The sequence below is a fragment of the Cryobacterium glucosi genome, from assembly GCF_004402235.1.
GTDB lineage: Bacteria > Actinomycetota > Actinomycetes > Actinomycetales > Microbacteriaceae > Cryobacterium > Cryobacterium glucosi.
The window spans coordinates 93,288-113,667 of the sequence record NZ_SOFS01000043.1 but is presented as its reverse complement, the minus strand read 5'-3'; the positions used below and the strand labels follow the sequence as shown (position 1 = coordinate 113,667).

20 protein-coding genes are annotated in these 20,380 nt (G+C 68.3%); 9 read left to right on the top strand and 11 right to left on the bottom strand.

Annotated features, from left to right (window positions below):
- The first annotated feature begins 70 nt into the window (after positions 1-70).
- On the top strand, positions 71-751 hold the full coding sequence (locus tag E3O46_RS16625; RefSeq protein ID WP_134562112.1) for an SDR family oxidoreductase: 681 nt from the start codon (positions 71-73) through the stop codon (positions 749-751).
- Between the two features lie 93 nt (positions 752-844).
- On the opposite strand, the gene E3O46_RS16620 is transcribed toward E3O46_RS16625, so the two are convergent.
- From E3O46_RS16620 to E3O46_RS16610, 3 genes are all read right to left on the bottom strand, one after another.
- The gene (locus tag E3O46_RS16620; RefSeq protein ID WP_174775141.1) at positions 845-1,774 is read right to left on the bottom strand and encodes a carbohydrate ABC transporter permease; all 930 of its coding nucleotides are present in this window, start codon (positions 1,772-1,774) and stop codon (positions 845-847) included.
- Positions 1,771-2,898: a carbohydrate ABC transporter permease gene (locus E3O46_RS16615; RefSeq protein WP_134449160.1), complete on the bottom strand. Its 1,128-nt coding sequence runs from the start codon at positions 2,896-2,898 to the stop codon at positions 1,771-1,773. Before E3O46_RS16615 ends, E3O46_RS16620 begins: the two co-directional genes overlap by 4 nt.
- A gap of 84 nt (positions 2,899-2,982) precedes the next feature.
- A complete protein-coding gene (locus E3O46_RS16610) occupies positions 2,983-4,314 on the bottom strand; it encodes an ABC transporter substrate-binding protein (protein ID WP_134560671.1) in 1,332 nt (443 codons plus the stop codon).
- A gap of 306 nt (positions 4,315-4,620) precedes the next feature.
- Here E3O46_RS16610 and E3O46_RS16605 point away from each other — a divergent pair, with 306 nt between their 5' ends.
- Positions 4,621-5,649: a LacI family DNA-binding transcriptional regulator gene (locus E3O46_RS16605; protein ID WP_134449162.1), complete on the top strand. Its 1,029-nt coding sequence runs from the start codon at positions 4,621-4,623 to the stop codon at positions 5,647-5,649.
- Positions 5,650-5,782: 133 nt separating this feature from the next.
- On the opposite strand, the gene E3O46_RS16600 is transcribed toward E3O46_RS16605, so the two are convergent.
- Positions 5,783-6,706: an LLM class F420-dependent oxidoreductase gene (locus E3O46_RS16600; RefSeq protein WP_134562111.1), complete on the bottom strand. Its 924-nt coding sequence runs from the start codon at positions 6,704-6,706 to the stop codon at positions 5,783-5,785.
- Between the two features lie 27 nt (positions 6,707-6,733).
- Entirely contained in the window at positions 6,734-7,690 is a 957-nt protein-coding gene (locus E3O46_RS16595) for a DNA-methyltransferase (protein ID WP_134562110.1), read from the bottom strand.
- 34 nt (positions 7,691-7,724) lie between these two features.
- Between E3O46_RS16595 and E3O46_RS16590 the strand changes: the two genes are divergently transcribed.
- Positions 7,725-8,078, top strand: coding sequence for a GNAT family N-acetyltransferase (locus E3O46_RS16590; protein ID WP_134449165.1), 354 nt, complete (start codon positions 7,725-7,727; stop codon positions 8,076-8,078).
- Positions 8,079-8,114: 36 nt separating this feature from the next.
- Here the strand turns inward: E3O46_RS16590 and E3O46_RS16585 are convergent, their stop codons facing one another.
- A complete protein-coding gene (locus tag E3O46_RS16585; protein ID WP_134449166.1) occupies positions 8,115-9,164 on the bottom strand; it encodes a lipoate-protein ligase LplAB in 1,050 nt (349 codons plus the stop codon).
- 9 nt (positions 9,165-9,173) lie between these two features.
- Positions 9,174-10,037 (bottom strand): alpha/beta fold hydrolase, encoded by an 864-nt coding sequence (locus tag E3O46_RS16580; RefSeq protein WP_134449167.1) that lies wholly within the window; start codon positions 10,035-10,037, stop codon positions 9,174-9,176.
- Between the two features lie 90 nt (positions 10,038-10,127).
- On the opposite strand from E3O46_RS16580, the gene E3O46_RS16575 reads away from it, so the two are divergent.
- Together E3O46_RS16575 and E3O46_RS16570 are read left to right on the top strand one after the other, a co-directional pair.
- A complete protein-coding gene (locus E3O46_RS16575) occupies positions 10,128-10,604 on the top strand; it encodes a MarR family winged helix-turn-helix transcriptional regulator (protein WP_241975505.1) in 477 nt (158 codons plus the stop codon).
- Positions 10,601-11,932, top strand: a complete 1,332-nt coding sequence (locus tag E3O46_RS16570) for an MFS transporter (protein WP_166787371.1) — start codon at positions 10,601-10,603, stop codon at positions 11,930-11,932. The genes E3O46_RS16575 and E3O46_RS16570 overlap by 4 nt, the downstream gene beginning before the upstream one ends.
- A 154-nt stretch (positions 11,933-12,086) precedes the next feature.
- Here the strand turns inward: E3O46_RS16570 and E3O46_RS16565 are convergent, their stop codons facing one another.
- Positions 12,087-13,553, bottom strand: coding sequence for a peptide MFS transporter (locus E3O46_RS16565; RefSeq protein ID WP_134560675.1), 1,467 nt, complete (start codon positions 13,551-13,553; stop codon positions 12,087-12,089).
- 127 nt (positions 13,554-13,680) lie between these two features.
- On the opposite strand from E3O46_RS16565, the gene E3O46_RS16560 reads away from it, so the two are divergent.
- Both E3O46_RS16560 and E3O46_RS16555 read left to right on the top strand, forming a co-directional pair.
- Positions 13,681-14,076 carry a sortase gene (locus tag E3O46_RS16560; RefSeq protein WP_134449169.1) on the top strand — a complete coding sequence of 132 codons (396 nt, stop codon included), beginning with the start codon at positions 13,681-13,683 and terminating at the stop codon, positions 14,074-14,076.
- A 153-nt stretch (positions 14,077-14,229) separates the two neighbouring features.
- The gene (locus E3O46_RS16555) at positions 14,230-14,820 is read left to right on the top strand and encodes a DJ-1/PfpI family protein (protein WP_134562109.1); all 591 of its coding nucleotides are present in this window, start codon (positions 14,230-14,232) and stop codon (positions 14,818-14,820) included.
- A gap of 6 nt (positions 14,821-14,826) precedes the next feature.
- Here E3O46_RS16555 and E3O46_RS16550 read toward each other — a convergent pair whose 3' ends face one another.
- Entirely contained in the window at positions 14,827-15,594 is a 768-nt protein-coding gene (locus tag E3O46_RS16550; protein ID WP_134560677.1) for a dienelactone hydrolase family protein, read from the bottom strand.
- Between the two features lie 262 nt (positions 15,595-15,856).
- Here E3O46_RS16550 and E3O46_RS16545 point away from each other — a divergent pair, with 262 nt between their 5' ends.
- Together E3O46_RS16545 and E3O46_RS16540 are read left to right on the top strand one after the other, a co-directional pair.
- Complete coding sequence (locus tag E3O46_RS16545; protein ID WP_241985118.1) at positions 15,857-16,666, top strand: FadR/GntR family transcriptional regulator; 810 nt, start codon at positions 15,857-15,859, stop codon at positions 16,664-16,666.
- Positions 16,667-16,752: 86 nt separating this feature from the next.
- Positions 16,753-18,015: an alpha-hydroxy acid oxidase gene (locus tag E3O46_RS16540; protein WP_134449173.1), complete on the top strand. Its 1,263-nt coding sequence runs from the start codon at positions 16,753-16,755 to the stop codon at positions 18,013-18,015.
- 66 nt (positions 18,016-18,081) lie between these two features.
- On the opposite strand, the gene rocD is transcribed toward E3O46_RS16540, so the two are convergent.
- Positions 18,082-19,380: an ornithine--oxo-acid transaminase gene (gene rocD, locus E3O46_RS16535; RefSeq protein WP_134449174.1), complete on the bottom strand. Its 1,299-nt coding sequence runs from the start codon at positions 19,378-19,380 to the stop codon at positions 18,082-18,084.
- Positions 19,377-20,234, bottom strand: coding sequence for a dimethylargininase (ddaH, locus tag E3O46_RS16530; protein WP_134449175.1), 858 nt, complete (start codon positions 20,232-20,234; stop codon positions 19,377-19,379). The genes rocD and ddaH overlap by 4 nt, the downstream gene beginning before the upstream one ends.
- Positions 20,235-20,380 lie beyond the last annotated feature (146 nt).

Genomic DNA, 20,380 nt, shown 5'->3' with positions numbered 1-20,380 from the left:
CGACACGGGCGGTTGGCGGGCGGATGCCGGGCGCGGGAATTCGGGAGCGCCCGGCGGCGTTGTCCTTGAGATGCGTATTGTAATTGCAGGTGGACACGGAAAGATCGCCCGGCTTCTGACCCGGGACCTCACGGCTGACGGCCACGAGGTGATCGGACTGATCCGGAACCCGAACCAGGCGGACGACCTCCGCACCGACGGCGCGACCCCGGTCGTGCTCGATCTCGAGGCAACGACTCCCGCCGAGCTCGCGGAGGTTCTGTCCGGGGCCGACGTGGCCGTCTTCGCCGCAGGCGCAGGCGGGGGCAGCGGCGACGCGCGCAAGACGAGCGTCGACCTGGGGGCATCCGTTCTACTCGCCGATGCGGCGGAGACAGCAGGCGTGCGCCGGTTCCTGCAGGTCTCGTCGACCGGGGCCGACCTCGTGCGCGACGACGCCGAGCCTGCCGGAGTGCCCGCGGACTTCGTGGCCTACCTCCGTGCCAAGCTCGCCGCGGAGGAGGATCTCGTGCGCCGGGACCTCGCCTGGACGATCGTGCGCCCGGCCGGTCTCACTGACGAGCCGGCCGCCGGGCTCGTGACCCTCGAGCACACCGGTCCGGGTATCCCGGAGGTACGCGGCACGATCCCCCGCGCGGACGTCGCGGCGGTTCTCGCCGCGCTCATCGTCTCGGGCTCCGGCGCCCTCGAGACGCTGTACCTGGTCTCCGGCCGCACGCCGGTCCAGGCTGCGGTCTCCGCCCTCGCCTGACCCGGGCGGTAGCACGCGAAAGCGGGTGAATCGTCGTTCTCACCATTCGAGAACGACGATTCACCCGCTTTCGCGTTTCTGATCGGGCGGGAATCAGCCCTTGACGGCGCCCGCCATGATGCCGGAGATGAGCTGCTTGCCGGCGAGGACGAACAGGATCAGCAGGGGAAGCGTCGCGAGCACGGCGCCGGCGAGGACGACGGAATAGTCCACGTACTTGGCGGACTGGAGCTGGCTGAGCGCGACCTGGAGTGTCGGGTTCTGCGGGGACACGATCATCGGCCAGAGGAAGTCCGTCCAGGCCATCATGAAGGTGAACAGCGAAAGGATCGCCATCGCCGGTCGTGCCGCGGGCACCGCGACGTTCCAGAAGGTCGTGATCATGTTCGCGCCGTCGACACGGGCTGCCTCGATGAGCTCGTCGGGGATGACGTCGACGAGGTACTGCCGCATGAAGAACACGCCGAACGCGGTGACGAGGGTCGGGATGATGATGGCACCGACGGAACCGGTCCAGCCGAACTGACGCATCAGGATGAACAACGGGATGATCCCAAGCTGGGTGGGAATCGCCATGGTCCCGACGACGAAGACCATCAGCCCGTTGCTGCCTCGGAAGCGCAGCTTCGCAAAGGCGTAGCCGGCGAGCGTGGAGAACGAGACCACGGAGACCGTGATGATCGTCGACACCACGACGCTGTTGAGCAGCGCCTGCCAGAACGGGATCGTGTCGAAGACGGCGGCGACGTTGATCCAGAACTGTCCGCCCGGGAGGAGGGGCGGCCATTCCTGGCTCAATACGGATGACGAGCTCGAGCCGACGACGACCGACCACCAGAGCGGGTACGCACCACCGAGGAACAGGGCGAGCAGGATGCCGTACGTGAGGAAACCGGGTCGTCTGTCGATCCCCAGGCCCTTGTGGCCCTTCATCCGCCCGGCGGGGTTCTTCTCGGCGCGGAGCTTGACGGGCCGGGCCGGCCGAACCGGCTCGGTGGGAGTTGGGGTGAGTGTGCCGGTCATGATCTGGGCTCCTTCGCGCCGGTGGGGAGCGTGCTGGATGGAGGGGAATCAACGGGCTCGCCCGCTCCGGATGCCGCCAGTGCAGCCTCCCGGTCGGCCGCGGCCTTGCGCCGCAGCACCCGTTTCGCAGACTTGACGTCCGTGCGGGAATCCGTGGTGGCGATGCGCTGAGAAATCAGGAAGTTCAGGACGCCGAACGCCACGATGATGAGGAACAGGATGAAGGCGACGGCCGAGGCCTTGCCGAAGTTCTGCCGCTGGAACGCCATCTCCCAGAGATAGAGCACGGTGGTCTGGAATTGCCGGTGGGCGCCGCCCGGCGTCGGGGTCGTCGCATCGTACAGGCGAGGCTCCGTGAAGATCTGCAGGCCACCGATGGTGGCGGTGATGATCACGAAGATCATGGTGGGGCGGATGCTCGGCAGCGTGATCGAGAAGAACCGGCGGAAGAATCCGGCCCCGTCGAGGGCTGCCGATTCGTGGATGTCGCGCGGCACCGATTGCATGGCGGCGAGGAGGATGAGGGCGTTGTACCCGGTCCAGCGCCAGTTCACCATGCTGGCGATCGCGATGTGACTGGGGAAGACATCCGTCTTCCACATCACCGGATCGACGCCGACGAAGCTCAGGAGGTGGTTGATCATGCCGTTCTGCTCGCTGAACATGTTCGAGAAGATCAGCGCGACGGCGACCGGAGTCACCACGTACGGGATCAGGACGCTCATGCGCCAGAAGGTCTTGGCCCGCAGGTTCTGGTCGAGAACCGCCGCGATGAAGGTCGCGGCGATGAGCTGCGGGATGCTCGAGAGCAGGAAGATGCTCATCGTGTTGAATAGCGAGTTCCAGAACAGCGGGTCGTTCAGTTCGGCGGCGTAGTTGTCGAATCCGACCCACTCCCCCGGGCCGCTCAGCAGGTTCCAGTGGTTGAGCGACACCACGAAGGTGTAGACCAGCGGGAACAGGCCGACGACGCCGAAGAGCACGAAGAACGGCGAGATGTACAGGTAGGGCGAGAGCTTCACGTCCAGGCGGCTGAGCCGGTGCTTGTAGGTGAGGGCGCTCTTGCGACCGGTACGGTCGGGCCGCGGCGGGCTGCTGGCTTCTGGTTCACGTGTGAGTGTCATGGTGGCTTTCTGCCTTCGAGCGGGAGTGCCCCGGCGCCTGCGGGCGCAGGTACCGGGGCACTCCCACCGAGCGGATGCTTGCTGCTACTTGTTGACGATGAGCTGGTTGAACAGCGTCATGGCGTCGGACCAGGCCTTGTCGCCTGACACGCCCTGATCGAGGGAGATCGTGGACGGTCCGAAGACCTTCTCCTGGATCGTGGAGTCATCCGGTCCCTTGTACTGGGCCTTCACGCCGTCGGCGCGCTTGCTCAGGATGGATGCGATCGGTGCGTCGTTGAAGAAGGCCGAGATGCCGGTCCCCGCAGCGAGTGCAGGATCGGTCTGGGCGGCCGTGACGCTCGGGAACGCGCCTGCCGCCTGGAATTCGGCGACTTCCTGCTTGGCGTCGGTCAGCCAGGTGGCCAGTTCAGCGGCTTCCTTCGGGTGCTTGGACTGCGTCGGAACGGTCAGGAACGAACCGCCCCAGTTGGCGGCTCCTCCGGGGAAGACGTCGGCGAAGTCCCAGCCGGCCGTCGCGCCGACGGCGTCGCCGCCGGCGGTCTTGACCTGGCCCTGGACGACTCCGAGCATCCAGCCCGGGCACATGAAGGTTGCGAAGGTGCCGTCGGTGAACGACGTGCCCTTGTTCCAGTCCCACTGGGTCTGCTTGGCGGAGAGGCCGGCCGCGTTTGCGGCGGCGAGCTTCGTCCATGCGGACTTCAGGTCTGCGTTGTTCTCGACGTTGAGCTTGCCGTCCTTGGTGTAATAGCCCTCGGGGAGCTGGTTGACCATCGAGTTCCAGATGAAGCCGGACTGGTCGAACCACGCCTTGCCGGTTGCCTTCTGGTACTGCTCGCCCACCGCGAAGTACTTGTCCCAGGTGGAGCCGCTGCCCCCGAGCAGGGTGGCGACTGCGGCGCGGTCGGTCGGGAGACCGGCTGCTGCGAAGGCCTTGCTGTTGTAGCAGATGCCCTCCGGGCCGATATCCGTGCCGTATCCGATGATGCGACCGTCCTTGTCGGTGGCCTGGTCGACCTTCCACGAAACCCAGCGGTCCTTGACCGAGTCTGCACCGTAAGCCTTGAGGTCGGTGAACTGGCTCGAGACGTTCTGAATCGCGCCCAGCCAGCCTTCCTCGACGGCGAGAACGTCGGAGAGGCCGCTGCCTGCCGCGATCTTGGTGAAGGCATCCGTCTGGGCATTGCCACCGGTGTCGATGTTGTTGGCCTTGATGGTGATACCGGGGTGCGAGGCCTCGTACTGGGCGTAGAGAGCATCCATGCCCATGGTGCCGAACGTCGTGACGGTCAGCTCGACCGGTGCGGCACTGGCTGAGGTGCCGGTTCCTGCCGATGAACAGCCCGTCGCAATGAGGGCGAAGGATGCGGCGCAGGCTACTGCTGCCCCGACCTTGGTGCGTCGTGAGAACTTCACTGTCACTCCTTTGTGTGCGTGTTTGTGCGTGTGTGTAATGCGAGAAATGTGTGTTGCAAGCGACCGGCGCCTGGCGGGTGGCTCTCAGGGAGAGGCGCCCGCCCAACGGGGTTGTGAGAGCGCTCTCATTTTGGTATGAGAGCGCTCTCACTGATCAACGCAACACTAGGTCACCCACCGATCCCTTGTCAAGGCGACACGAAACCCATTCGGCCGCGACCCTGCGGAGTGCCCCGCGCCCGCCTCGGGACGGCGCTCCGGCTCCGGTGTGCCAGCGCGCTGCGCGCATCCAAATAGACTGACCCCATGACATCGGGAGTCCGCAACGCGCGTCCGCCGCAGCCGACGCTCGAAATGGTGGCGGCCGAGGCCGGCGTGTCCCGCGCCACCGTGAGCCGCGTCGTCAACGGGTCGCCCAAGGTGCGGCCGGAGGTCGTCGTGTCGGTCACGGCCGCGATCGAACGGCTCAATTACGTGCCCAACCGCGCTGCCCGCTCGCTTGCCAGCCGGCAGACCCAGTCTGTCGCCCTCGTCGTGCCGGAAGACATGACGAAGTTCTTCGGCGATCCCTACTTCGCCGCCGTCGTGCAGGGCATCACCCAGCGCCTCGACGAGAGCGACTACACGCTCAACCTTCTGGTCGCCTCCACTGACCCGCGTCACAAGACCATGCGTTACCTGCGCGCGGGAAACGTCGACGGGGCACTCGTCATCTCGCACCACACCGGGGACAACTTCGTCGCCGACCTCGAATCCACGATGCCGGTCGTCTTCGGTGGGCGCCCGACCAACGACTCCGGCGCGAACAATTACTTCGTCGACGTCGACAACATCGCGGGCTCCATGAGCGGCGTCCAGCACCTTGTCGACATCGGCAGGCGCCGGATCGGCACGATCACCGGGCCCGTCGACATGCCGGCAGGCATCGACCGCCTCACCGGGTTCCGCCGGGTGCTCGAGAACGCGGGCCTCGCGACGGATGCCGTCGAGCACGCCGACTTCACGGCCTCCGGTGCCGCGGCGGCCACCCGCCGCCTGCTCGAGCGCTGCCCGGACATCGACGCCCTCTTCGTGGCGAGTGACCTGATGGCGACCGGCGCGCTCGGCGTCCTCGCCGAGCTGGGCAGGGCCGTGCCGAGGGACATCGCGGTTGTCGCATACGACGACAGCCCGGCAGCCACCTCGGGGCCGATCGGGATGACCACCGTGAGCCAGCCCTCGAAGGAGATGGGCTTCGCAATGGCGGACCTGCTCCTGCGCCTGCTCGCGGACGACGAGACCGTGCCGCACCGCAACATCATGCCGACCAGCCTGGTGCTGCGCGAGTCCGCCTGACCCGCTCCGCAGCATCCGCCCCGCACCGCCCCCTGCTCGCGAGAGTGCACTTGTGGCCCTTAAACCCGCGGTTTAGGGGCCGAAAGTGTACTCTCGCGGAACTTCGCGCCCGGCCACAGCCGCGCTCGAACGCTCAGGGAAGCCGGGGTGCGACCTCGCGGGCGATGAAGTCGAGGTGGTCCAGGTCGGCGAGGTCCATGATCTGAAGGTAGACGGTGTCGACGCCGGCTTCTGCGAGGGCGCCGAGACGGTCGACGACCTCCGCGGCGGTACCGGCGAGGCCGTGCTCGCGCAGCTCGGCGGGCTCCCGGCCGACCGCAGCGGCCCGGCGTGCGAACTCGGACTCATCGCGCCCGGCGACCGCGATGAGCGCCACGGAATAGTGCAACTCCCCCGGGTCCCGCCCGATCGTCGCACACGCCGCCCGCACGCCGGCGAACTTGCCGGGAATATCGGCGAACTCGGGGAACGGCAGGTTGAACTCGGTCGCGAAGCGGGCCGCGAGGGCCGGGGTGCGCTTCGCCCCGCCGCCGCCGACGATCACGGGAACCCGCTGCTGGGCGGGCTTCGGGAGGGCGGGGGAAACGACGAGGGTGTAATGCTCACCGGTGAAGTCATATCGATCGCCGACAGGCGTCTCCCAGAGCCCGGTGACGATTTCGAGCTGCTCCTCGAGCATGCCGAAGCGTTTGGCCGGGAACGGGATGCCATAGGCGAGGTGCTCCTTCTCGAACCAGCCGGTGCCGAGCCCGAGCTCGACCCGGCCTCCCGACATCTGGTCGACCTGGGCGACCTGGATCGCGAGGATCCCCGGCGCCCGGTAGGTCACCGAGGAGACGAGGGTGCCCAGGCGGATGCGGCTGGTCTCGCGGGCGAGTCCGGCGAGGGTCGTCCAGGCATCCGTCGGTCCGGGCAGCCCGCCGCCGTCGCCCATGACCATGTAGTGGTCTGAGCGGAAGAACGCATCGAACCCGAGCGCCTCTGTGGCCTGCGCGACCGCGAGGATGTCGTCGTAGCTGGCGCCCTGCTGGGGTTCTGTGAAGATGCGGAGTCTCATCCGTCCAGTCTCCCAGACGGCCCGGAATCAGGACGCGTCGAGGAATTCGACCTCTGGAAGGGCCGCGAACCGGGTGCGCATCACCTGGATCGACTCCGGGTTCTGGTCGACGAGCAGGAAGCGGCGGCCGAGGGACTCGGCGACGGCACCCGTCGTGCCGCTGCCCGCGAAGAAGTCGAGCACCCAGTCGCCCTCGCGACTCGAGGCCTGGATCATCCGCCGCAGGATGCCGACCGGCTTCTGCGTGGGGTAACCGGTCTTCTCCTTGCCCGTCGGCGACACGATCGTGTGCCACCAGACATCCGTGGGCAGCTTGCCGCGCGCGACCTTCTCCGGCGTGACGAGGCCGGGGGCCATGTAGGGCTCGCGGTCGACCGTCGTCGAGTCGAAGTAGTAGTGCTGCGGGTTCTTCACGTAGACGAGGATCGTGTCGTGCTTGGTCGGCCAGCGGTTCTTGGACTTCGCGCCGTAGTCGTATGCCCAGATCAGTTCGTTGAGGAAGCAGTCGCGGCCGAAGAGCGCGTCGAGGAGGACCTTGGCGTAGTGCGCCTCGCGGTAGTCGAGGTGCAGGTAGAGCGTGCCGTCTTCGGCGAGGAGTCGCCAGGCCTCGATCAGCCTGGGTTCGAGGAAGGCCCAGTAGTCCTCGAACTGGTCGTCGTAGCCGAGCAGGTCGCCCTTGATCCGCTCGTAGAGCTGCCCCTTGAACCCCGTGATGGTGCCGGCGGCCGCCAAACCGCCCGCTCGCGGCGAAGACACAGCGACCCCAATCAGGGGGGCGTCCGCCGATGCCGGGTCAGGGACAGACCCGGTCACCGCAGCCACTCGCACCGAAGTGGTCGTGCGCCGATTCTGCTTGCGACCGGTATTAAAGGGCGGGTCGAGATAGATCAGCGTGAACGCCCCGTCGGGAAGGGCAGGCAGGATTTCGAGGTTGTCTGCATGGACGACACGGTTGGGGGAGGACGGGGACCACGCGGTTGGCATTCCCTCATTGTGTCAGTCGGCTTACTCTATGGGGATGACTACAGACTCCCCGACGACCGAATCAACGACTCCGGCGGATGCGACGACGCAGGATACCGCGCGGCCCACCTTCCGGCATGAGCCGGCCCTCTCCCGGTACAGCCTGCTCTTCGGGGACACGACCGCGGGTTTCGCCGACTATGAGATCGACGGCTCCCGGGTGCTCTTCACCCACGTCGAAGTCGACCCCCGGCACCGGGGCGAAGGACTCGCGAGCATCCTCGTCGAGCAGGCCCTCGACGACATGCGCGAGCGCACTGACCTGACGGTCGTCGCCGTCTGCCCCTATGTCGTCGCGTGGATCGACAAGCACGCCGAATACCAGGACCTGCTGACCCGCGGCCGGTAGCCGCCGTCCCCCCCTCGAGCAGGCCTCGACCGTCGGTCAGGGGACGCGGGCGATCCACTCGTCGGTGCCGAACTTGCTCGCCACGAGCGCCTCGGCGGCGGCGTATTCCGCCTCGGTGATGTCCCCGTCTACCGCGCCGTACAGGGTTGTGAAGGTCTGCTTCATCCTGTCGATGATCTCGGCACGGCTGAGGCCGGTCTGGCTGCGGAGCGGGTCGACCCGTTTGACGGCGCTCGTGATGCCCTTGTCGCTGAGCTTTTCGCGACCGATGCGCAGTACCTGCACCATCTTCTCGCCGTCCATGTCGTAGCTCATAGTCACGTGGTGCAGCACGGCACCGCTGCCGAGACGCTTCTGCGCGGCGCCGCCGATCTTGCCGGTCGGGCTCGTGATGTCGTTGAGCGGCTGGTAGTGCGCGTCGATGCCCAGCGAGCGCAGCGCGGTGAGCACCCATTCGTCGAGGAAGGCGTAGGAGTCGGCGAAGGTCATTCCCTGCACGAGCGCGGTGGGAGCGTAGATCGAGTATGTGATGACCGAGCCTGCCTCCATGAACATGGCGCCGCCGCCGCTGATCCGGCGGACGACGGTGAAGCCGTGGGCCTCCGCCTGCTCGGCGTCGACCTCGTTCCGGAGCGACTGGAAGCTTCCGATGACGACGGCGGGCTCCGTCCACTCCCAGATCCGCAGCGTGGGCTTACGCCTGCCCTCGCCGACCTCGATCGCGAGCACCTCGTCGAGCGCCATCTGCATCACCGGGGGCACGGCCTTGGAGTGCACGAGCTGCCAGTCGTAGTCCCGCCAGCCACTCGCCTGCGCGAGGGACCTGCGGATCGCGACCGCCACGGCCTCGGGGGAGAACCCGAGCAGGGTGGCCTGGGGTGGCAGGGCCGCGCGCACCGCGGCGGCGAGCCCTGCAGCATCTGTGCCGGCCGGCAGGCCGGTCACGGCCGCATTGATCGCCCCGAGGGCATCGTCTGGCTCGAGGAAGAAGTCCCCAGCCAGCCGGAAATTGACGATCGTGTCGTCGACGACGTCCAGGTCGACGACCACGAGCTTGCCACCAGGGACCTTGTATTCACCATGCATGAGGCCAGCCTAACCGTCGATCCCGCCGACCCCCGGGGGTAACTGCCTGTCGAGCCAGCCGATCAGCTCGTCGAAGACCTCGGCGCGGTTCGTTTCGTTGAAGACTTCATGCCGGGCACCGGGATATACCACCAGGCGAATGTCCCGCAACCCTGAGCGCCGCGCGTATGCGTTCTTGAGCATGGTTGCGCTGCGCTCCCCGCCAACGGTGTCGTCCCCGCCGACGAGGATCAGGAGCGGGAGGTCGGCCGGCAGTCCGCGCGCCGGACGTCCGAAGAGCCGCGCGGCCTCCCGGAGGCCGAAGAGCTTCGCGAGCGGCGTCATGGTCGTCAGCGGATCGGCGACAAAGGCGTCCGCGACCGCGGGATCACGGCTGAGCCATTCGACGCCCGTCGTTCCGAGGTGCTTGTGCCGCGCATTGAGGTCCCCGCCGTTGAGGTAGCCCGGCCAGCGATAGGCGGTACCGGTCAGGACCACCGCGGCATAGGCATCCGCGTGCTCGTTGAGGATCATCTGCGCCATGAACGAGCCCCAGCTGTGCCCCAGCAGAACGAGCGGCAGGTGCGGGTGCGCCGAGCGGATGATGCCGCTCAGCTGATACACGCCGGCGACCGCGGCCCGCAACCCGCCGGGGCCGAGCCGTCCGAGCCTGGTCGTGTCGCCGGCATACTGTCGCAGCCCGGTCTGCCCGTGGCCGCGGTGGTCGTCCGCGTACACGGTGTAGCCGGCCTCGTTCAGCCGGCCGACGAGCTCGGTATAGCGGTTGGCGTGTTCACCGACGCCGTGCACCACCTGAACGACCGCCCGCGGGCGCGGCACCGGCCAGACGTAGTACTCGAAGGTGACGCCATAGTCATCCGTATAGGTAGGCACGCGGCCAGTCTGACAGAACGGGAGAATTCTGTCAGAACGGGAGAATTCACGGGAATACTTAGCCTCGCTAAACGGTTACAGTTATGAGTTATGGAATCCATGCTCGAACCGGCCGTGACCCCGCCGGACACCCACGCCGGACATCGGCCGAGCGTTGCAGAGCTCAGCCATGACTTCCGCGTCGCAAACGGTCGCCTCGCCCGCCGCCTGCGCCAGGAGAAGGCCGACAACGAGCTGAGCGCGAGCCAGTTCTCCGCCCTCGGCTCCCTCTTCTTCAACGGTCCATTCACCCTGCGCGAACTCAGCGAGCATGAGCGGGTCACTCCGCCCTCGATGAGCCGCACCGTCGGGGTGCTCGTATCGGCCGGCCTCGTCCACCGGGCGGGCTCCACGGACGACGGCCGCAAGATCATCCTCACCGTGACCGACTCCGGTCGCACCCTCATGCACGAGACCCGCAACCGACGGGATGCCTGGCTCGCCCTCCGCATCGCCAAGCTCAACCCCGAACAGCGCAGCGTGCTCACCGAGGCCATCACCGTCATGAAGGAGCTCACCGACAGTTGAGTACCATGTTCCGCTCCCTGAGCGTCCCGAACTATCGAATCTGGTTCGCAGGCGCCCTCGTGTCGAACATCGGAACGTGGATGCAGCGCACCGCCCAGGACTGGATCGTCCTGACGATGCTCACCGACCACAACGCAACGGCGGTCGGGATCGTGATGGCCCTGCAGTTCGGGCCGCAACTCCTGCTGATGCCGTGGTCCGGCCTGATCGCGGACCGGTTCAACCGGCGCAGGCTCTTGATCATGACCCAGAGCCTGATGGGCGTCCTGGCCCTCGGGCTCGGGCTGATCGTCGTGACCGGCGTCGCCCAGCTCTGGCATGTCTACCTCTTTGCGCTCGGACTCGGGATCGTCGCCGCGATCGACTCTCCCGCACGGCAGACCTTCGTCTCCGAGCTCGTCCCCGACAGCAACCTGTCCAACGCGGTCGCACTGAATTCGGCCTCGTTCAACGGCGCCCGCCTGATCGGCCCGGCCGTCGCCGGCCTGCTGACGGTCGCGGTCGGCGCGGGCTGGGTGTTCCTGATCAACGCCGTCACCTTCGCCGCGACGGTCGTCGCGATGACCCTGCTGCACACGAGCGAGCTGCGCCCCCAGCCGCGGGCGCCGCGGAAGCGGGGCCAGCTGATGGCCGGGTTCCGCTACGTCGCGCATCGGCCAGACATCATCGTCGTGCTGATCGCGGTCTTCCTGATCGGAACCTTCGGGCTCAACTTCGCGATCTTCACCGCAACCATGGCGACGGTCGAATTCCACATGGGCGCCGGCGAATTCGGGCTGCTGAGTTCCATCATGGCCGTCGGCTCGGTCGCGGGCGCGCTGCTGTCGGCCCGTCGCAGCCGCCCGCGACTGCGCCTCGTCGTCGCCGGCGCCGCGCTCTTCGGCGTGGCGTGCGGAATCGCCGCGGTGATGCCCACGTATCTCAGTTTCGCGGTCTCGCTCGTCTTCGTCGGGCTGTTCTCGCTCACGCTCATGACGACCGCGAACGCCTATGTGCAGACCACCACGAAGCCCGCGATGCGTGGCCGGGTGATGGCGCTCTACATGGCCATTTTCGCCGGCGGCACCCCGCTCGGCGCCCCGTTCGTCGGGTGGGTCGCCGACCGCTTCGGCCCGCGCTGGGCGCTGGGCGTCGCGGCTCTTTCGGGCATCCTGGCCGCGGGGGCCATGCTGTTCTGGCTGATCAGGTACCGCAGCCTGCGCGTTCGGTACCGCAGAGGGGTCGTGCCCCACATGCAGGTGCACCACGACGGCGACGGACGCGACCACGACCCCATCGACGTGGAGACCGCCACCCGCGAGATCGCGATCATCGAGGCGACCCGCTAGGTCGCGCCCGCGCCGGTTTCGGCAGGCCGCGCCCGCCGTTTCGGGAGCGGGCTGACGAAAGCGGCGCGGCGGCGACCGCACCGGCGGGGCGACGGATGCCGTGGGCCCGGCCAGCGGCATCCGCTCGCCGATACGCAGGGCGGCAGGGACCCCGCTAGCGCACGCCGCCCATGAGGCGGAGCACCGGACGGGCGAAGACCGCGAGCCCGATGCCGAACAGGATCGCGACGCCGCCGATCACGCTGAAGTAGAGCGTCTCGGGGACCTCGGTGTACCACTGGGCAAGCGAACCGGACACGGCAGTGCCCAGGGCGATCGACAGGAAGAACAGGGCGACCATCTGGGTTCGGAACGGCGCGGGCGCGAGCTTCGTGGTGAGCGCGAGGCCGACAGGGCCGATCAGGAGCTCGGCGACCGTGAGCACGAAGAGAATGCCGATCATCGCGAGCATCGGCGTCGAGTTGGCACCGCCGCCCACGAACGGCAGGAAGCCGAGGAAGGCCACGCCCATCACCGCGGTGCCGAGCGCGAACTTGACCGGAGTCGACGGCTGGCGGCTACCCCAGCGGGTCCAGAGCGCGGCGAAGACGCCGGAGAGCAGGATGATGAAGACCGGGTTGAAGGACTGGATCCAGGACACCGGGATTTCCCATCCGAACAAGTGTCGGTCGAGGCGCTCGTCCGTGTAGATCGTGACGACCGTGAACTGCTGCTGGGAGAGCGACCAGAACACGGCGCTCGCGAGGAAGAGCGGGATGAAGGCGTAGACCCGCTTGCGCTCGACGATGCTGATCTGTCGGTTGCGCAGGATGACGACGAAGTAGCTGATCGTCGCGATGACCGTCAGGGCGATCACGAGGGTGACGAGGCCGTCCGCTGTGATCACGCCGACAAACACGAGCACCACGACGAGCGCCGCGGCGGCAACCGCGCCGACGAGGTAGGGGGTCCAGCGCGAGCGCGGGAGCGGGTTCGGAACCTGGTGCACGATCTCGGGCAGGCTCCTGCGTCCGAAGGAATACTGGGTGAGCCCGATCGCCATACCGACGGCGGCGAGGCCGAAGCCGAAGTGGAAGCCGGCCGTCGTCTGCAGGAGCCCGGTCAGGATCGGGCCGAAGAACGCGCCCAGGTTGATCCCGAGGTAGAAGAGCGAGAAGCCTGCGTCGAGGCGAGGGTCGTCCCGTGTGTACAGCGAACCGACGACGCTCGTCGCATTGGCCTTCAGGCCACCGCTGCCGAGCGCGATCAGCAAGAGTCCGACGGTCACGCCTGCGACGCCGGGCACGAGGGCGAGGGCGAGATGCCCGAGCATGATCACGATGGCGCTGTAGAACAGCACCCTCTCGCTGCCGAGCACCCGGTCGGCGATCCAGGCGCCCAGGATCGTCGAGAGATAGACCCCTCCGCCGTACGCGCCGACGATGCCGGCGGCCGTCGCCTGCTCGATCCCCAGGCCGCCCTCGGCGGCGGAGTAGTACAGGTACAGGAGCAGGATGCCCTGCATCCCATAGAAGGAGAACCGCTCCCACATTTCCACGCCGAAGATATTGGCGAGAGCTCGCGGCTGCCCGAAGAAGCTGCGGTCTTTGTGGGCGGGGACGGGTTTTTCGACCGTGGTCATCTCTCGACTGTATCCGCTGGCCCCCGGATCAGGGGCATCGGGGACCCTCACGGCGCCGCGCCGGGGCACGATACGATCGTGGTCACAGGGCGAACGAGCACGAGACGTGCGGGCGAGAGTGGGGCGAATGGACGCGCACGACCTCATCGGGCTCATCAGCGAGGTCCTGACCCTCGTCGGGTTCGTCGGAGGCGCCGTCCTCTATGTCCTCGGGCTTGCGATCCGCGGTGTCAAGGGCGGCTGGGTCGCCACGGATGGCGTGATCGCGTCCTCGGGATCGCACACGGTCATCCGCTGGTTCGACCGCTCGGGGGACGTGCACGAGCGGGCCGCGAACACGCACGAGAGCCACCGGCTCGCGCCGGGCGACGACGTGCAGGTCTGGTACCACTCCCGTGACGCATCCCGCGGGGTGACGCATGCCCCGGAATCGGAGGGCAAGGCCCTGCGCCTGACCGGGCTGATCCTGCTCGGCACCGGGCTCGCATCGGCGGTCCTCGGCGTCGTGCTGATGTTCGTCTGAGCCGGCCTGGACCCTTTCCCAGCTGTTCCGCACCGGCCTGCGCCGGTGGCACTTGCCCGGCGCGCCGGTCGGGGGAACACTGAAGGCGTCAACGGACGACCCGTCCGCTGAGTTCAGCAACGTTCAGATTCACACCGTTCAGAGAGGAACGTCATGACCAAGATCCTCATTCTCACCGGCGACGCCGCCGAGACCCTCGAGGTGTTCTACCCTTACCAGCGGCTGCTCGAGGAGGGCTTCGAGGTGCATATCGGCGCCCCGGAGAAGAGGAAGCTCCAGTTCGTCGTCCATGACTTCGTGGACGGCTTCGACACCTACACCGAGAAGCTCGGCCACACCTGGGACGCCGACGTTGCGTTCAAGGACGTCGACCCGGCCGACTACGCGGCCATCGTCGTCCCCGGCGGCCGCGCACCGGAGTACATCCGCAACGACGAGGACGCGAAGCGGATCGTCCGGCACTTCTTCGAACGGAACGCTCCCGTCGCCGCACTGTGCCACGGCCCGATGCTGCTCGCCGCCGCCGGGGTGCTCCACGGCCGCACGAGCTCTGCGTACCCGGCCCTGCAGATCGACGTCGAACTCGGCGGGGGCGTGTTCGAGAACGGCGCGGGCGTCGTCGACGGCAACCTCGTCTCCGGCAGGGCCTGGCCGGACCACCCCAGCTGGATGCGCGAATTCATGAAGCTGCTCGCGGCATCCGGTGTCACTCCCACCGAACCCGCCCTCGCATCGGCTCGCTGAGACCGGTCAGTCGGCGGGCGCGGGGTCCGCGGCCGAGGCGAGGTGCTCGGCGAAGAACGCCTCGATGCGGATCCAGGCGTCAGCGGCGGCCTCCGGGTCGGGGCCGGCGCCGAGGATACGCTGCGTGAGGAAGCGCACCGCGGCCGGGCCTGTTTCGGCATCGTTGAGGAAGGAGTGCCCGGCCGTGGGGTATTCCTTGACGTCGTGCGGCACGCCGGCATCCTCGAGCGCGCCCTCGAGCCGGGCAGCGGCGCCGACGAGAGAGCGGTCCCTGCCGCCATAGCTGCCGACGATCGGGCACGCACCCGCCAGGGCTGCGTCGAGGTCTTTCGGCAGCCGGCCGTAGTTGACGGATGCCGCGGCGAACCCCCGCGTGGCGGCCGCGAGCGCGAAGCCGCCGCCCATGCAGAAGCCGAGCACACCCACCTCACCCGTGCAGTCCGCCCGGGCGATGAGCGCGTGCCGCGCGTTCTCGATGTCGACGAACGCGCGCCCCTCGCCCGCGGTCAGGGCGCGGAAGGTCGCGACGAGGCACTTCCGGGCGCCGCCCTCCGTGAAGAGGTCGGGCATCAGTGCGAGGTAGCCGGCCGCCGCCAGTCGTTCGACCTGCCGGCGCATCACGTCACTGATGCCGAAGGCCTCGTGCACGAGCACAACCCCGGGCCAGGGACCGGAGCCGGCAGGCACTCCGAGCACCGCGCGGAGTCCGGCGCTTCCGCCGTTCGCGGCCGGAAGTTCGAGGTCGATCAGCTGGGGAGCTGGGTTCGCGGTCATGGGGCCTCCTGGCCTGGACGTGCTCGGGTTGGAGGAACCCTATCGCAATGGTTCGCGCCTTCGACTCCGCGAGAGTACGAAAATGGCCCCTCCGCACGACGTGAAGGGGCCATTTTCGTACTCTCGCGGTTGGAGGGGCGGGTTGGGGAGAGGGCTGGACCCGGGCAGGCGTCGCCGTGTAGTGTGTGGTCAGACCACAGCGGCTTCGTCTCACGGCCGCCGCCGCAACGACCGACACCACCCCATTGCCGAGGAGGAGCCCGTGACCGTTGACGCCGTGCCCGCGCAGGGCGCACTCCCCGACGAGCGCAGGGCCTGGCAACTCGTGCTCGAATCGATCGAGGGCGAGTTGCTCTCGGGTCGGCTGCGACCCGGGGATCGCCTCGCACCCGAACGCTCCCTCGCCGCCTCCCTCGGCGTCGGCCGGTCGAGCGTGCGCGAGGCCATCCGGGTGCTCGAGGTGCTCGGACTCATCCGTACCGCGACGGGCTCCGGGCCGACATCGGGGGCGATCATCGTGGCGCTTCCCGGCGGCGGGATGTCCGCGCTGATGCGGCTGCAGGTCGCGGCCCAGGGCTTCCCGGTCGAGGACGTCGTGAAGACCAGGCTCGTGCTCGAGGCCGCCGTCGTCACAGAACTCGCCGAGGCGCACGACCCAGCGTCGCTCGAACCGGCGTCGCTCGAACCGGCTGAACAGCTCCTCGACGCGATGGATGCGCCGGGCCGGACCGAGTCCGAGTTCCTCGCGCTCGACGCCCAGTTCCACCTCGCCCTCGCCGAGGCAACCGGGAACCAGGTCATCACCGCGACCATGGCCGGACTACGCAGTGCGATCGAAGCGTACGCACGCGCGGGCGTTGCCGCGCTCGGGTCGTGGGCGGAGACATCCGCCCGCCTCAGGCTCGAACACCGCGAGATCGTCGCGTGCATTCGCGCGGCCGACCCCGCCGCGGCCCGCCGGGCCGTCCAGGCCCACATCGCCGGGTACTACGCCGAGACCCGGCTCACGGCGGGACCGCGCGATCCCGACCCCGTCCGGGCGCCGCTCCCCTCCCGAGCCGACCTGACCTGACCTGACCTGACCCACCGATCACCCGATCTCCCGACCGCCGCAGCCCCCGACCCGCCCTGCCCAACCCCAGAACGGAAATCCTGACCATGGTCCAACGACGCATCCCCAAGATCAAAGACCTCGCCCCACTCATGCAGTTCAAGGTGCCGGAGCTCAACGCGAAGAAGCGCCGCCTCGAGAGCGCCCTCACCATCTATGACCTGCGCGCGATCGCCAAGCGGCGCACTCCCAAGGCTGCCTTCGACTACACCGAGGGGGCAGCGGAGGCGGAGATCTCGCTCGCGCGCGCCCGCCAGGCCTTCGAGGACATCGAGTTCCACCCCGCCATCCTCCGCGACGTCTCGACGGTCTCGACGGGCTGGGACGTGCTCGGGGCTCCGGTCGCTTTCCCGTTCGGGATCGCACCGACCGGGTTCACCCGGATGATGCAGACCGAGGGCGAGATCGCCGGCGCGCACGCGGCAGCGAAGGCCGGCATCCCGTTCTCGCTCTCCACGATGGGCACGACCGCTATCGAGGACGTCAAGGCCGCCAACCCCACAGGACGCAACTGGTTCCAGCTCTACATGTGGAAGGACAGGGACCGTTCGATGGCGCTCGTCGACCGGGCCGCCAAGGCCGGTTTCGACACGCTGCTCGTGACGGTCGACGTGCCCGTTGCCGGAGCGCGCCTCCGCGACAAGCGCAACGGCTTTTCCATCCCGCCGCAGCTCACCGTGGGCACCGTGGTCAACGCGTTGCCGCGCCCGGAGTGGTGGATCAACTTCCTCACGACCGAGCCGCTCGCCTTCGCCTCCCTCGACCGCTGGAGCGGCACCGTCGGCGAACTGCTCGACACCATGTTCGACCCGACCGTCACCTTCGAAGACCTCGCCTGGATCAAGGCGCAGTGGCCGGGCAAGGTCGTCGTCAAGGGCGTTCAGAACGTGGCGGATGCCGCCAGGCTCGCCGAAATGGGCATCGACGCGATCATCCTCTCCAACCACGGCGGTCGCCAGCTCGACCGCGCGCCGATCCCGTTCCATTTGCTGCCCGAGGTGGCCCGCGAGGTGGGCAACGACCTCGAGGTGCACCTCGACACCGGCATCATGAGCGGCGCGGACATCGTCGCGGCCGTGGCCCTCGGCGCACGGTTCACCCTCGTCGGCCGGGCCTACCTCTACGGGCTGATGGCCGGCGGCGAGGCCGGCGTCGACCGGGCGATCGCGATCCTGTCGGAGCAGATCACCCGCACGATGCGACTGCTCGGCGTGAAGTCCCTCGAGGAGCTCGAGCCCGGGCACGTCACCCAGCTGGCCCGGCTGAGCCGTATCGCCCGGCCGGAGGGCGTGACCGCGACGCGAAGCTAGCGAGGCCGAGACGGCCCGTTTCAGCCGAGCCGACTCGTTGAAGTTCGCGCCGACCTGACGCGGACGCTAGGCGACGGCGAACCCGTCGAGGACGGCCGCGAGCTGGGCGACGGCCCAGTCGAGGTCGGCCTCGGACACGCAGAGCGGCGGGGCGAGCCGGATCGTGGAGCCGTGGGTGTCCTTGGCCAGGACGCCGCGGACCATGAGTGCCTCGCACACGGCGCGGCCGCTCGCGAGCGACGGGTCGATGTCGATTCCGGCCCAGAGCCCGGCGCCACGGACCGCGACGACTCCTCGCCCGACGAGGCCATTGAGGGCTTCGTGCAAGTGCGCACCGAGCACGCGGGCGCGCTCCTGGTACTCGCCCTCGGCCAGCATCCGCACGACGGCGAGGCCGACGGCCGCGGCGAGCGGGTTGCCACCGAAGGTCGAGCCGTGCTCGCCGGGCTGCAGGACGCCGAGGACGTCCCGGTTGCCGACGACCGCAGAGACGGGCACGATCCCGCCGCCGAGGGCCTTGCCCAGGAGGTACAGGTCGGGCACGACGCCGACGAGGTCGCACGCGAAGGTCGCTCCGGTGCGGCCGAGACCGGACTGGATCTCATCGGCGATGAAGAGCACGTTGCGGCGCGTGGTGATCTCGCGCACAGCGGGGAGGTACCCGGCGGGCGGCACGACGATGCCGGCCTCGCCCTGGATGGGTTCGAGCAGCACGGCGACCGTGTTCTCATCGATCGCGGCCTCGAGGGCCGCGGCGTCGCCGAACGGGACGGTGCGGAACCCGGGCGTGAACGGGCCGAAGCCGGCGCGGGCCGACTCGTCGTCGGAGAAGCTGATGATGGTGGTGGTGCGGCCGTGGAAGTTGCCCCCGGCGACGATGATGTTCGCCTGGTCCGGCGCGACGCCCTTCACGCGGTAACCCCAGGCGCGGGCGACCTTGATCCCGGACTCAACGGCCTCGGCGCCCGTGTTCATCGGGAGCACCATGTCCTTGTGGGCGAGCTCGGCGAGAGCCGTGACGAACGGGCCGAGCTGGTCGTTGTGGAACGCGCGGCTCGTGAGCGTGATCCGGCCCAGCTGGGCTCGGGCGGCATCGAGAAGCACGGGGTTCGAGTGGCCGAAGTTGACCGCGGAGTACGCCGCGAGGCAGTCCAGGTAGCGTTTGCCGTCGACATCCGTCACCCAGGCGCCGTCGCCGGTCGCGACGACGACGGGAAGCGGGTGGTAGTTGTGGGCCGCATGCTCCTCTTCGAGGGCGATGAAGGCGGCGGGCGTTGCGGATGCCTGTCCCGGCGTGCCGAGTGCGGCATCCTTCGTCTGGTCGGCCCGGTTCGCGTCCGGACGGATGTTCGTGTCGGTGCTCATCGGCGCAGCTCCAGGGTGCAGCACTTGACGCCGCCGCCGCCGAGCAGGAGCTCGGAGAGGTCGACGCCGATCGGGTTGTAGCCACGTTCGCGGAGCTGGCGCTCGAAGTCCTTCGCGCGGGCGGCGATGACGACGTTGTAGCCGTCGGAGTAGGAGTTGAGGCCGAGGATCGCCGCGTCCTCCTCGGTGACGATGATGGCGTCGGGGTAGCGTTCGCGCAGCACGGCGAGGCTCTGCTCGTCGAAGGCGCTCGGCAGGTAGGCGATGTTGGTGTCGTCGAGCACGGCGACCGCGGTGTCGAGGTGGTAGAAGCTCGGGTTGACGAGGTTGAGCGTGATCACCGGGCGGCCGTAGATCGCCGACACCTCTTCGTGGCTGTTCGAGGCGCTGCGGAAGCCGGTGCCGGCGAGGATGACGTCTCCGACGAGCAGGAAGTCGCCCTCGCCCTCGTTGATCTCGACGGGCACGCGGACGTCGAAGCCGTTGTCGCGGAACCAGTCCATGTAGGCGGGGCCCTCCGGCTGGCGCTCCGGGTAGGTGAACGCGGCGCCGTAGGCGATGTTGTCGATGACGAAACCGCCGTTGGCGGCGTAGACCATGTCGGGCAGGCCGTCGATCGGGTCGACCAGGTGCACGTCGAAGCCGAGGCCGATGTAGGTGTCGTAGAGGGTCTGCCACTGGGCGACGGCGAGGCTCGTGTCGGTCGGGATGGCCGGGTCCATCCACGGGTTGATCCGGTAGACGACGGTGAAGTAGTCGGGCTTGCACATCAGCACCGTACGCTTGACGGCCGTGCGCACCGGGGCCGTGGCCGCGGTCTCCGGCGTCGTTGTGGGGTCGAGATCGATGGTCATGAGGTCTCCTTCGGCTGCGCTCCGTCTGCTACTGACGGAATCGGAACGCGGGGTGGATGGCGGACCAGGTCACTCATGAGAGCTCCGCGCGGTCGAACGTGAACGTCGAACAGTGAACAACGAACGGGTGAACGGCACCGCGCAAA